At 59.0% G+C, this 13,283-nt stretch carries 11 protein-coding genes; 3 read left to right on the plus strand and 8 right to left on the minus strand.

What is annotated here, in order from left to right; all coding sequences use genetic code 11:
- Positions 1 to 137 precede the first annotated feature (137 nt).
- From ACYZT0_RS14670 to ACYZT0_RS14685, 4 genes are all read right to left on the minus strand, one after another.
- Positions 138 to 1,475: a DUF1329 domain-containing protein gene (locus ACYZT0_RS14670; protein WP_462046436.1), complete on the minus strand. Its 1,338-nt coding sequence runs from the start codon at positions 1,473 to 1,475 to the stop codon at positions 138 to 140.
- An 11-nt stretch (positions 1,476 to 1,486) separates the two neighbouring features.
- Positions 1,487 to 3,313 (minus strand): DUF1302 domain-containing protein, encoded by a 1,827-nt coding sequence (locus ACYZT0_RS14675; protein ID WP_462046437.1) that lies wholly within the window; start codon positions 3,311 to 3,313, stop codon positions 1,487 to 1,489.
- A 210-nt stretch (positions 3,314 to 3,523) separates the two neighbouring features.
- Entirely contained in the window at positions 3,524 to 4,783 is a 1,260-nt protein-coding gene (locus ACYZT0_RS14680; protein WP_462046438.1) for an IS256 family transposase, read from the minus strand.
- A 141-nt stretch (positions 4,784 to 4,924) separates the two neighbouring features.
- Positions 4,925 to 5,764: an AraC family transcriptional regulator gene (locus ACYZT0_RS14685; RefSeq protein ID WP_462046439.1), complete on the minus strand. Its 840-nt coding sequence runs from the start codon at positions 5,762 to 5,764 to the stop codon at positions 4,925 to 4,927.
- Positions 5,765 to 5,858: 94 nt separating this feature from the next.
- Between ACYZT0_RS14685 and ACYZT0_RS14690 the strand changes: the two genes are divergently transcribed.
- Complete coding sequence (locus tag ACYZT0_RS14690; protein WP_462046440.1) at positions 5,859 to 6,815, plus strand: LysR family transcriptional regulator; 957 nt, start codon at positions 5,859 to 5,861, stop codon at positions 6,813 to 6,815.
- Between the two features lie 28 nt (positions 6,816 to 6,843).
- Here ACYZT0_RS14690 and ACYZT0_RS14695 read toward each other — a convergent pair whose 3' ends face one another.
- Positions 6,844 to 7,758 carry a LysR family transcriptional regulator gene (locus ACYZT0_RS14695; protein WP_462046441.1) on the minus strand — a complete coding sequence of 305 codons (915 nt, stop codon included), beginning with the start codon at positions 7,756 to 7,758 and terminating at the stop codon, positions 6,844 to 6,846.
- 71 nt (positions 7,759 to 7,829) lie between these two features.
- On the opposite strand from ACYZT0_RS14695, the gene ACYZT0_RS14700 reads away from it, so the two are divergent.
- The gene (locus tag ACYZT0_RS14700; RefSeq protein WP_462046442.1) at positions 7,830 to 8,876 is read left to right on the plus strand and encodes an AraC family transcriptional regulator ligand-binding domain-containing protein; all 1,047 of its coding nucleotides are present in this window, start codon (positions 7,830 to 7,832) and stop codon (positions 8,874 to 8,876) included.
- 58 nt (positions 8,877 to 8,934) lie between these two features.
- Here ACYZT0_RS14700 and ACYZT0_RS14705 read toward each other — a convergent pair whose 3' ends face one another.
- Complete coding sequence (locus ACYZT0_RS14705; protein ID WP_462046443.1) at positions 8,935 to 9,741, minus strand: class I SAM-dependent methyltransferase; 807 nt, start codon at positions 9,739 to 9,741, stop codon at positions 8,935 to 8,937.
- Between the two features lie 178 nt (positions 9,742 to 9,919).
- Between ACYZT0_RS14705 and ACYZT0_RS14710 the strand changes: the two genes are divergently transcribed.
- Positions 9,920 to 10,306 carry a hypothetical protein gene (locus ACYZT0_RS14710; RefSeq protein ID WP_462046444.1) on the plus strand — a complete coding sequence of 129 codons (387 nt, stop codon included), beginning with the start codon at positions 9,920 to 9,922 and terminating at the stop codon, positions 10,304 to 10,306.
- 2 nt (positions 10,307 to 10,308) lie between these two features.
- Here the strand turns inward: ACYZT0_RS14710 and ACYZT0_RS14715 are convergent, their stop codons facing one another.
- A complete protein-coding gene (locus ACYZT0_RS14715; RefSeq protein ID WP_462046445.1) occupies positions 10,309 to 11,739 on the minus strand; it encodes a sigma-54-dependent transcriptional regulator in 1,431 nt (476 codons plus the stop codon).
- A complete protein-coding gene (locus ACYZT0_RS14720; protein ID WP_462046446.1) occupies positions 11,708 to 13,201 on the minus strand; it encodes a sensor histidine kinase in 1,494 nt (497 codons plus the stop codon). Before ACYZT0_RS14720 ends, ACYZT0_RS14715 begins: the two co-directional genes overlap by 32 nt.
- Positions 13,202 to 13,283 lie beyond the last annotated feature (82 nt).

Here is a 13,283-nt window from a genome sequence, read left to right on the forward strand (position 1 = left end):
CCCCAATCCGAATCCCTGTGCGAGCGAGCCTGCTCGCGAAGAGGCTTTAACATTCAACATCATCATTGAATGACACGACGCCTTCGCGAGCAGGCTCGCTCCCACATTGGATTTGTTGGGGAACTTAGGATTTGCGGTTACTTCGCCCAGCGGCGCAGATCCGAAGGCGTGTAGTCATCCGTCTTGGCCGCGAAGCCTACGCGCATCGGTTCGGTCTCTTCGTTGGCCAAACCACCGGCGTAATAGCGGCCGGAAATCAGGTCATACGAAGTTTCCAGCACGTTGTAGGTGAAGCCATGGTCGTACTGCTGAATCGCATGCAGTTCACCACTGCGCCACAGTTCGCCACGACTGTCGTACTGGTCCGCCTGAGCAATCTGCCAACTGTCCTCGTCCACGTAAAAGCGGCGCTTGGCGTAAATGTGCCGGGCGTTGGGCTTGAGGGTCGCTTCCACCACCCACACCCGATGTTTCTCGTAATGCGCCAGGTCCTGATTGATGTGATTGGGCTTGATCACTTCGTCGTACTTGAGCGCGTGACTGCCGATCTTGTAGCTGTTGTAAGGAATGTACAGCTCCTGTTTTCCAATCAGTTTCCAGTCGAAACGGTCCGGCGCACCGTTGTAGCCGTCGATGTTGTCGGCGGTAATCAGGCCGTTGCTGTAACGGGCACTGTTGTCGTACGCGATCATTGGCGCGCGGCGAACCCGACGCTGGCCCGGCAGGTATTGCCACGCCGAACGCGGCTCGGAGACCTGGTCAATCGGCTCATGCACCAGCACCGCTTCACCGGACAGACGCGCCGGTTCCAGCACCCGGCTCTTGAACATGAACAGGATGTTGGAGCCCGGTTCCAGCCCACCCACGGTGTCGGCAAAGTTGATCAGCGACTGGTTGCGCACGTAGCTGGTCGCACCGTTTTCCCGGACCAGCGCCGAGCTGCTGATGCGTTCGTAACTGCCGCCGCGATAACGTGTCATGTGGTTCCACATCACCTCCAGACCTTCGGTGGGCAGTGGAAACGGAATGCCCCGCGCGTAGTCATGCAAACCGTTGCCGCCATCGGCCATGCTGGTTTTGGCGACGTTGTCACGGCTTTGCGCCAACACATCCTTGGGCAGATTGGCGCTGCGATGCGTTGGGTAAATGTTCATCTTGTAGCTGTCGGGAAAACGTTTGAACAACGCGACCTGACCTGGGCTGAGAAACTTCTGATACTGCGCCACGTTCTTCGAATCGATGGTGAACAGCGGTTTTTCCGCCGCATACGGGTCGCTGTAACCGCCCTTGCTGTCGACGGTGCCGGCGTTGCTCGCCAGGCCACCGGACCAGGCCGGAATACTGCCATCGGCATTGGCGGCCATTTCCGAACCCATCGGCGTCAGGGTTTTGCCGAGAGCGGCCGAGTCAGTGCCTTTGGCCTGGGCCAGGCCGACGGTGCAGGCGAGCGCCAGCACGCACAATTGCATACGCATAGAGATTCTCCTTAGAAATCTGCCTTGAAGCTGACGGAGGCGAAATCGCGGTCGTCGAGGGTGCTGTAGTCGTTGGAACCGAAGAACGCGTTGTAGGCCAGTTCCACGCTGTAATCGTTGAAGTAGGTCCCGGTCAGGCTCACGCCGAGGGCTTGCTGGCCTTCCTGGAACGGGCCTTGCGGATCGTAGGAATAACCGGAGACGTCATGCCGCCAGTTGATGGCCGGAATCAGGTTGATGCCGGGCAGCACGTCGCTGTACTCCAGGCTCGCGCGAAGGCGATAGCCCCACGACCAGTCGGTGGCGAAGCCCTTGTCGGTGCAGTACTGGTTGGTGACACCGGACGCCACGGTGTTGCAGGCGGTGCCATTGCGCGGCGCACTACGCCCGAACGCGGCGTTACGACCCAGGCGCTCGTCGCCGATGTCTTCGATGTGCACGGCGCCGGCCTCGCCGAACAGGCTCAGGCGGGTGGCGCCCAACACGTTATCGAAGGCCTGGGTCGCCGAACCGGTCATTTGCCAGACGCCCTTGCGCTCCCAACCGTCATAACGGTTACCGCGATTGATGTTGAAGCCGGCCGGCAACTGGACCCAGGAACTGCCGGGAGCCCCGGAAATCACCGCGACGTTGATGTCCGGCGCGTTGATCGCCACTGGCATGTTCGGTCGATAGCTCAGCTCACCGGCCAGGGAGATGCCGCTGTTCGGCTCGACACCATTGAGGCTGATGCCATACAGACGGATATTTTCCGGAAACGCTGCCGCGTAGCTTGGCGCCTGAACACGCCCGGGGAACGTCCCGCGCACGCTGGTGTTTTTTGCGTCGAGGGTGAAGTACGGCAGCCGCGAGTGATAGTTGATGAAGTAGATCGCCGCTTCGGCATCGTTCAGCGCCGGGATCATCTGGCGCAAGGCGAAGCCGAACTGCCCGTTGTCGGACGGCGATTCGTTGCCACGGGACGTGGCGTACAACCCGGAGGCCTGCATCTGTTGATCGGTCTGTACCTGGCCGAGATACAACGGCCCGCAACCTTTCTGGATCGCATCACTGCTGGCGAAGAAGGTGCCGCAACCGTCGAGCACGCTAGGGCGCCAGTTGTATTGGTAGAAGCCTTCAAGGTTGGTTGTGTCCGAAAGCCCGAAGCTGAACGAAACCATCTCCACCGGCAACTGACCTTCCTTGATTTCCACACCGGGGCGGTTGAACGCCGAGACGTCCAGCGGGTTGATCACGTTGATGCCGTTCTGGATCAACAGCGACTCGCCCCAGGACAACACTTGATTGCCGACCTTTACAGTCAACGGGTGCCCGGCCACTTGGAAGTCTTTCCAAACATAGGCGTCGAGCGTCTGGAAGCCCTTGAACTTCGACAGGTCGTCCCAGCCCGAATCGTCGAAATCCTTGAAGCGGCCGTCGCGAGTTTCGTAGGCGTGGTCGTACCAGTATTTGAAGCGGATGAACGCGCCCTGGCCCTGGCCATCGAGACTGAAATCGGTGAGGCCCTTGAAGTTCTGCGAGATGGGGTCGCCCTTTTCGAAGTTCAGTCGATTGTCGTCGGCGCTGACGCTGGTGCCATTGGCCCTCACACCTTGGGCTTGCAGGGCGTTGGCGCGAGTCATCAGGCTTTTGTCGGGGTTTTGCGTCGACCAGCTGCTGCCCAGGGTCAGGGTGGTTTTGGTCGACAGGCTCCAGTCTTCGTTGATGTCGAAACTGGTGGCATAACTGGGTGTTGTCAGGACAGCAAGAATCGCCAGCGCAAGGGGTTGCGGGCGGGGGTGGCCAAGCCGGTGAAGTCGTGGATGGACTTCGGCTGTGGCCGAGCTTTTTCTTATCATTATTAGGCTCCGGTCAGGATTACTCAGCGCGGACACGGTGGCTTATGTTTGGCTGGGACACGCAAGCGATGGGTGACAAAAAATGATCATCAGTAGGATGGGGTTGTTGTTGCCGGGGTGCTGGGGTTGGGTACATATCCGTTTTTTGGGAGAGTGTCAGATTTTTTGTGTGCGGGCCGGTAAGGGCCTGCCGTCAGGCAGGCCTTCTTTTCAACAGCTCGGCCTGATGAATCGATCTCCGTACAAGATCGCAAATTGATTCATGGCGCTCTTCCAATCATGGGCCGCACTGCCCCAATTAGCAGTGATATTTTGCAGTGCCAGCCAGATCAATTTCGTCGCTGCATCGTCGGTTGGAAAGTGACCTCTTGTCTTGATGATCTTGCGCAACTGAGCATTGATGCTCTCGATGGCGTTAGTGGTGTAGATCACTTTTCGTATGGCTGGCGGGAAGACGAAAAACGGGATGACTCGGTCCCAGGCACGTCTCCAGGCGGCAACCACCGTCGGATATTGCTTGCCCCAAGGTCCAGCTTCGAACGCATCTAGAGCTTGCTCGGCAACTTCAGCGTTGAGCGCTTGATAGATCGGCTTCAGGGCTTTGGCCAGTTCGCGACGCTTGTCCCACGCCGCGTAATCAAGACTGTTACGGATCAAGTGGACGATACAGGTCTGCAACGTCGTCTGAGGAAATACCGCATTCAAGGTTTCTGGCATGCCTTTAAGTCCGTCAGTTACAGCAATCAAAACGTCTTCGACGCCTCGGGTCTTGAGGTCATTGAAGACCTTCATCCAGAACTTGGCGCCCTCAGTGCTCTCAATCCAGATGCCCAAAATATCTCGGGTGCCGTCCGGTAATACGCCCAGGGCCAAATAGATTGCCTTATTGCGAACCACCCCTTCGTCACGGATTTTGACCCGCAGAGCATCGAAGAAAATGACCGGGTACATCGGCTCTAGTGGCCGCTGCTGCCAGGCACTGACTTCTTCCAGGACAGCATCGGTGACGGAGCTGATGAAGTCATGGGAGACGTCTGTCCCGTATTGCTCCGAGAGAAATGCACGAATCTCGCGAACGCTCATGCCACGGGCATACATGGCAATGATCTTGTCATCGAAGCCTGTAAAACGGCGCTCGTGCTTGGGGATCAGGATAGGAGCGAAGCTGCCATCCCGGTCTCTGGGGATGTCCAGGCGCAGCGGACCGTCATCGGTGAGCACGGTCTTGCCGCTTTTACCGTTGCGCTGGTTGCTCGAATCCTCAGGGCGCTCCGCGCCCTGAGGATAGCCAAGGTGGTGGCCGAGCTCGGCACCAAGGGCTCGCTCGATCAGCGCTTTTTTGAACGCCATCGAAGCGTCCTGAATGGCTTCCGCGCTCATTGGGCCGCTGACGAACTGATCAATCAGCTCTTTTGGAATGGCTGGAAGGTCTCGCGTGGCCTCACGGGCCGGTTTTTTCTTGATCGGCATACATGCACCTCTGCAACATGTTATGCCCGAACACAAAATTTATGACACTCCCTTTTTTGGTGATGGCTACTTATGATTCCGCCCTTACGGCCAATATCAGCCATCACCAAAAAACGGATAAACCCCCAATCAAAACGCGCCCTACACCCCCAACCGAAACTGCTTCGGCGTAATCCCAAACTGCTTACGAAACGCCCGAATAAAGTTGCTCGGCTGTCGATACCCAAGCCGCTCCGCAATCCGTTCAATCGGCTGATCCCCCGCCGTCAGCCAATGCCGCGCCATCTCCAGACTATCGCTGCGCAAGTGTTGCCCAACCTCGATCTGCCAATGCCGAAGCATGCTCTGATGCAAAAACGGATTAGCCCCAAGCAACGGCTCATCAAGACTCGCCAGTGGCAATTTCAGGCAAGGATGCGCACCCTCTTCGACCTCGATGCCGACCCTGCGCAACCATTGTCCGGCCGCTTGTTGCGGCGTCAGGCTGACACCGACGAACACATCCCCCGGTGCTCGCCCGACCCGCCGGGCGATGTTGCGCACCAGACTTAACGTCGCCGCGTCCAGCCCGAAAAAATGCGGCTGCTCGTGGGCAGCTTTCAGGTGGAGGCGAGCCTGTCCGTCGCCCTCCTCCAACTCAGCCAATACGTAGTTGGTCACCCGCGGCAGGAACTCGACAAAGCACGCCAGACTGGCGCGTAACGTCGCGGCGGAGTCCAGCAGGATGTTCAAACCTTGCAGACAAGTAGTCGCCATCCCGTTGACCAGGTCACAGCCGAATGTGGCCCCGGCGCCGGCACTTTCGCATTCGCTCCATAGCTGTTCGACCAGGTGCGCAGGAATGTGCTGCCCTTGGCCATCCAGCCACGACAGGCTGATGCCCGCGCGCTGTAACAGCTGGTCCTGGCACAGGCCGGACTGTTGCGCATGGCTGAGAATGGTGCGGGTGAAAGCGCTGGAAGCGAATGGATGACTGGGCATGGCAGGCTACGGCGAAAAGACAGGGTTGTACTTATGCCAGTCCCTGTGATATCGATCAAATGCATTAAAAGTATCTGCAGAATGCAGGAGACGCATGATGGATTTACGCCAGCTTCGCCACTTGGTGGCTTTGGCCGATTACCGCAGCTTCGGCCGTGCCGCCGAGGCGACCAATCTTAGCCAACCGGCTTTCAGTCGCAGCATCCAGACCCTCGAACGGGGTCTCGATTGCGCGCTGGTGGAACGCAGCAGCCGCGAGTTCCGCCTCACAGGGCAAGGCGAACTGGTGGTGCAGCATGCCCGGCGTTTGCTCGCCGGCAGTCAGGCGCTGCACAACGAATTGACCCAATACAACGGCCTCACCGGCGGCGAGTTGCATTTCGGCAGCGGCCCTTACCCCGCGCAACTGTTGGTGCCGGAAGCGCTGGCGGAATTTATCCAGGCGCATCCGGCGATTCGCACCCGCTTTCACTTGGGCGATTGGGAACAACTGGCGCTGTGGCTGCGGGAGCAACAAATCGAATTCCTGGTAGCGGATGCGCGTTACTTCACCGGCGATCCGCAGTATCAGGTGCAACTGCTGCGATCGCGACGTGGACGGTTCTTCTGCCGCATCGACCACCCGTTGGCGACGCGTGAAAAATTGCCCCTTCGCGCGCTGCTCGACTACGCCGTGGTCGGCACGCGGATTCCGCCGATGATCCGCAAGATCCTCGCCGACGTGCTGGGTGAGCCGGACTTCAACCCGAGTGTCGAATGCGCGCAATTCGATGCGATCCGCCGCGTGGTGATGCGTTCCAATGCGGTCGGTATTGCGACCATGGAAGCCCTCGCTGAAATGGCTGAACAAGGACTCATCCGTCTGCTGGATTTTGTCGACGTGCCCCGCGACGATCCCGGTTTGCAGCTGCATTACGGCATCGTCAGCCGCTCCGGGTACTCGCTGACACCGGCAGCCCTGGCGATGGTCGATGCGATTCTGGCGGTGGACCAACGTTTGCTCGCGGCAAATCAGGAGTCACTGGAGCTGCCGCAGGCTGCGATCTCTTGATCTTGCTCGGTGAGGTTCAAGACGGTATCTACGCGCGTCGGGCGAAGGCCTGCAGCGCCCGTGGTTCTCCCAAGGCACGCAACAGGCAATGCATCGCTTCCTCGCGACTGCGTTCGAAGCGGTAACGGGATTCGATGTACAGCGCCAGTTTCAGCTCCACCGGTTCGTCCAGCGGCAGCGGCACTTGCTGCAAACCCAGCACACCGGCGACCCGGCTCGGCAGGCTCATGCCGAACGGCTGTCGATCGGCAATCAGCTTTGCCGCCAGCGTGCTTTGCGTATTCACCGCCAGTGTCCGCCGCAGGCCTTTGAGACCGAGGTGCAAATCCACCGGGCTGAGCCCGTCGCGACGGCTCGAGATCTGAATCTGCGGCAGTTCCAGATAGGCTTGCAGGGTTCGCGGCGGTTCCTTGAGCGCGGCGCCATAGGCGAACACGTAATGATCAGCGGGCAACACCTGCTTGTGCAGACCGGCGAGCCCGGCCAAGGGCTGGTCAAGGTCGACCAGGATGTCCAGTTTGCCGCTCGCCAATTCCTGCAAGGCATCGCGACGACGTGGCTGGAAGTAGCGCACCTGCCAGTCGGCGTGGGGCGCTTCGAGTAATGCATCCAGCAGCACCGGTTGCAGGCAGTCAAGGCAACTGACACGCAGCAACGGGTTGTTCTGGCGGGCCGCCGGAATCATCCGCAAGCCGTCGCGCAACGATTCCAGAGCCGCGCGCACATAGTCCGCCAGACGATGCGCCACCAACGTCGGCGTCACACCCAGACGGCTTTTGATGAACAACGGATCACCGCACAATTCGCGCAGGCGTCGCAGCGCGTTGCTCATGGCCGGTTGGGACAGGCACATCACCTCGGCGGCACGGGTGACACTACGCTGCTGGTAAATGGCATCGAAGGCGAGTAGCAGGTTCAGATCGAGCTGGCGTAAATCAAGCATGGTCTTGCTCCGGAAAATCGCTTAACGTCGCGCAGCCTAACCAGTGTCCGGACACAAGCTGTGAGCCCTACATGACAAAAAGCGATCAGCCATTGCCCAACGCGTTTTACGCACCGACCTTGCTGCCGGCCATCGAAGAACTGCTGGCCCGAGGCGTTGCCAGGGAAACCCTCGAAGAGCTGTTTCGGCGCAGCCTGTTCGAACTGCGCACACCGTTCATGCGGATTCCGCTGTTTCTGTCGCGACGCTTCTGGGCGTTTGCGCTGAAGCAGACCGGTGACCCGCTGATCGGGCTGGCAGCGGGTCGGCGCTTTGTCTCGACCGCCACCAACGGCCTGACTTACCTGTTCGACGTAGCGGCGTCGCTGGAAAGTGCCTGCGCCTATTTCGAGCGTTTCTTCCCGTTCTTCAATGGGCATTTCCAGGCCCGAATCGTGCGCGACAACCAGGGTGTCGAATTGCGCCTGCTCGACTATGGCAGCCTGAAAGCCAGCGCGCCGATTACCGATTACATCCTCATCAGCCTGTGCAGCATGCTGCGCCGCAAGTTTCTCGCCAGCGGCCTGGAGCGTGATCCGATTCTCGGGGTCAGTCTGTCCTGGGCACGCACGGCCGATCCCGAGAATCATGAGCAAGCGTTTCGTGCGCCAGTGCAATGGACGCAGCCGCACCATGCGATCCGCCTAGATCCGCAGCTGTTCGTTGCGGCGCTGACCCCCGGCAATCATGAACTGGAACAGACGCTGGTCGAATTGCTGGAACAGACCCGGCGCAACAGCGAACCGACCCTGTTGGAGCAAGTCAGCGATCATCTGATCGCCGATCTCGCCAGCGCCCATTGGCAGCAGTTCTGCGCCAACCATCACTTGCTCGAACGCACCGCAGCCCGGCGCTTGAAGGCGCTGGGATGGAGTTTTTCGGAACTGCTCGATGAGTATCGCTGCTGCCAGGCCGAGGACCTGTTGCAGGGGGCAGAACTGGAATTGGTGGAGATTTCAGATCGATTGGGCTACAGCGATGTGCAGAGCTTCAACCGCGCATGCTTGCGCTGGTTCGGGTGCGCACCGGGGGTGTATCGGGGGTGTATCGGACGCGGTGGGGAGAGGCTCCGAATTTAGGTTGACTAAATAGGGACTACCTCAAACAAACGAATACCACCTACGCTTCCCCATTAGATCAGCGCTTCACCCCCACCCACGTAAAACACAACGGCAGCTGCGCCTCCCGCTGCTGATAGCGGTCATAAAGTTCCTCGCGATTGGAATGCGGATATTCCTTGAAGTGACTGATCTGCAATCCGGCGTCGATCGCCCCCGTGAAGATGGCGCCCAATGTGTGGACGAACCAGTAGGACGAAGGCGCCGGCTGGTCGACTTTGCCTTCGTAGACGATCGGCTGATCCTGCACGAAAGGTTCACGGCGAAAGTACGAGCTGTCCGGCCGATACGGATCGGCTGACTCGGGGTCGAACATTTCCAGGAAAGGGTGGGTTTCGTACACCACCAGGCTACCACCGGGCTTGAGGGTTTGTGCGACATGGCGCAAGAATGCGGCGATGTCCGGCATCCAGTTCAACACGCCAATGGTGATCAGCGCCACGTCGAAACGGCTGTGAAGCTCCAGCGGCAGATGATGAATGTCAGCCTCGATGAACTCAGGCGCATGGGGCGAGCGTGACGCCAGCTCCCGCGCCTGATCGAGGAAGGCCTTGGACTGGTCGACGCCCACGACGCTGTGGGCCCCCAACGCAAACAGCGAGATACTTTCGCGCCCGTTGTTGCAGCCCAATTGGACGACGTTCTTGCCGTCGACACCCACTTGCTCCAGCAAACCTCGGAGGGTGTCGTCCAGGCAGCAAAAATCCCCATAACCAACAGCCGTCAAACGGTCCTGCCATTCGGGGGTGTCTTTGTGGTGTCGGGCGGAATCATTCCAGGCATCACGGTTGCTGGCGATAGCCTTTTCTTTTGACGGCATTTCCATTGCGCACTCCAGACTGGGGTCTTGATTGACCGGCACGAGTCTAGATCAGCGGTATGAAAAACCCCATTCTGTCTTTGTTGAAATCTTGTAATCCGGGCATCGCGAACGCGTCCCCGTACGGCAGCTATAGTTAATGACCTTGGGGAAATGCGGGAAAACCGATTTCGCAGGTGTCGCCATGAAAAAAACCGATTTGACGCTACTGTTCGCCCTCTGCCTGACCGCCACAACCGGTGCTCGCGCGGACGACAGCCTGACCCCCACTAGCGATTACAACAGTGAGTTCAACTATTACGGGGCCGACCAACCCTTCGCTCATCCCGTGCCTCCGTCCCTGAGCACGGTGCCGCCCGGATCGTACATCCCGACAGCCCCCCAGGATTTCATCCCCATTTCGAGCCAGCATGAGTTCTACGACTCAAGATTGCCGACGGTAGCGGATGCCACTGTTCGCGTATTCATCCGCTCTTACGATCAGGAACGCGGTGTCTATGTGAACGAAGAAGTCCTCGACCCCACGTGCCTGCTCGCGTGCCTCAGCCGTCAGGGGCCATTGATGCAATAGGCTTACCACTGGCGTCTGTCCGGGCGCGCGAGGCCGAGTTTTTCGATCCGGTAACGCAGCATGTCGCGGCTCAGGCCCAGCAGCCGTGCGGATTTGGTGACGTTCCAGTCGGTCTTGTCGAGCATCTTGCGCACCATGTCGCGCTCCACTTCCGGCAGGTTCATGGACTCGGTGCCGTTGTAGACCGGACGCGGCTCGCTGTATTGCGGCTCTTGCTGAAACACCAGCGGCTCATCGACCAGGCTCAGGCACACATTCAACTGATGGGCGGCGATGGTGTCGCTCTGGGCCAGCAGCACGGTTTGCTCAAGCATATTGCGCAACTCGCGCACATTGCCCGGCCAGCTGTAACTGAGCATCAACGCTTCGGCCTGGTCGCTGAAATGCAGGTGCGGCTTGCCATAACGTTTGCCGTGGATCGCCAGGAAATACCGGGCCAGCAACAGAATGTCTTCGCCACGGGCATACAGGCGCGGCACCTTGATCGAGATGATCCGCAAACGGAAGAACAGGTCGCGGCGGAACTTGCCCTGCTGGACCATTTGTTCGAGGTTGCAGTTGGTGGCGCTGATCACCCGCAAATCGACCTTGCGCTCCTTCACCGAGCCAACCCGGCGGATGGTCCGGTCCTCCAGCAGCTTCAGCAGTTTGGCCTGTAGCAACAGGTCCATCTCGCCGACTTCATCGAGAAACAGCGTTCCGCCATCGGCCGCTTCCACCAGCCCGACGCGGCGATCCTTGGCGTCGGTGAAGGCGCCCTTCTCGTGGCCGAACAGTTCCGACTCCACCAGGTTGGACGGAATCGAGGCGCAGTTGAATTCGATGAACGGGCCTTTGGCACGCGGGCCATCGAAGTGCAGCGCCCGGGCCACCAGTTCCTTGCCGGTACCGGTCTCGCCTTCCACCAACACCGGCGGCAGATCGGTATTGGCCATGCGTCGTTCGGCGTCGAGTAACTGGCCAATGGTGCTTTTCAGGTACTGCATCGGAGCCGATTCGCCAATCAATGCCTGCACCCCTGACTTCTGCGCTTCGCGCTCCTGATAGAACGACAGCGTGCGTTCCATTCGGTCGGTGGCCAGGGCCTTGTCCAGCAGCAACTTGAGCTCCGGCAAGGCCACCGGTTTGGTGACGTAATGGAAAGCGCCCTCTTTCATCGCCACCACCGCGTCTTCGACGTTGCCGTAACCGGTCATCATGATCACCTTCAAATCCGGCGCGCTGATGCGCAGCTTCTGGATCAGGTCGTGACCGCTCATGCCCGGCAGCGAGTTATCGGTCAGCACCACATCAGGGACGAAAGTGCTTAATTGCTCCAGTGCATCCTCAGCCGAGTGGCAGACCGTCACCTCGAAGTCTTTGCGTTCCAGGTAGGTCTGAATATTCTCGGCGAGGAGTTCGTCATCCTCGACCAGCAGAATGCTGTGCTCCATATGCCCCTCCCGTTGCCACTTTAAAATTGAGACAGACGCGGGTTCCTTCCTGCTCGCGGCTGGTCAGTTCGACCGAGCCTTCGAAACGCTCCATTATTCTTTTGACCAGGGCCAGGCCCACGCCCAACCCTCCTTGTTTGGTGGTGAAAAACGGCTTGAAGGCCATTTGTTGCTGCTGTTGGGTCATGCCTTTGCCGGTATCGCTCAGGGTCATGCGCACCATCCCGGGCTGCGGCGTTTCGACATCGATACTCAGCACGCCGCCCTTGGGCATGGCTTCCAGGGCATTGGAAAACAGGCTATTAAGAATTTGCGTGAGCAGCACCTGTTGGCTGACGACCGGCGGACAACTGCGAGGCGTGAAACGCACCTCGACGTTGGAGCGTTTAATCAGCGCGTCGAACGCACTCAGCGTGTCGTCGATGACCAGCACCAGGTCTACCGTTTCGTAGTCGTCGTTCATGGGTCGCAATGACACCAGCAACTCCCGAACCCAGCGCGACATGCGATCGACCTGACTGATGATGTCGCCGATATTTTTCTGCGCGTTCTGGCTGGCAATTTCCTGAGCCAGTTCGGCGCTGGAACGAATATTTGCCAACGGATTACGCAAGCTGTGAGCCACCGCCGAGGACATTTCCCCCAGCGCCACAAAGGTCTCATTGTTGATCAGTTGTTTTTGCTGGCTCTGCAGCAGCATTGCCGCACGCCGCACAATCCAGAATAGCCCGAGGTAGATGGCCAGACCCCCGAGTACGGTTGCCAGCCAGATCAACTTGAAGCCGCGCTGGATACGTTCCACCAGGTCCACGGGTTCTTTGTAGATCTCCACCATGGCGATCACTTTGCTCTTGTCGGCATTGAACATCGGGATGTAGTTCTCGATGAACAGAAATTCAGGCTCACGCAGCAGTTGCTGCTCGGGACGTTCCTCATCGATTTCGTGGTAGCTGGTGGACACGGGTTCCTTCATTTCGAAGGACTCGTCCAGTTCCTCATCACCTTCGACGCGCATGCCAATCATTTTCGGATTGGTCGACCAGACCACGGTGCGATCCAGGGCGTACACCACCGCCAACAGCGTGTCCGGCAGGTGTTCGACATGATCGAGAAACTCTATGCGGGCAGCGGCACGGGCCCCCGGATCTACGTCAGGATAGGCATTGTCATCGCGCGGATCGAGCATTTCGCCCATTGTTCTTTTCTGGGTGATGCCGGCATGGCGAATTTCCGCATCACCAATGACCTGAATGAACTGCGCCGTCAGCATGGAATCACGCTCGATGCTCTCATCGACGACGAAACGCGTGGAAACGTAGCCCAACCCCAGCGCCACGGCGGCGATGATGAAAAAGCTGCCCAGGGAAAACCAGCGCAGCAAATTGAACTGTCCTCGCCAGCCCTTGCCTACTGCTGCCGACGTAACCGGCGCAGGTATTTTTTGTTGTCCTGATATCTGCATAGGACCTTCCCGGATGCCTTGCATCAAGCCTTTCAGCCGTGTTTCCGATCAGTGTAGGTGGCATTGATCGAGACAGACGGCG

Source organism: Pseudomonas sp. ZS1P83 (assembly GCF_054897825.1).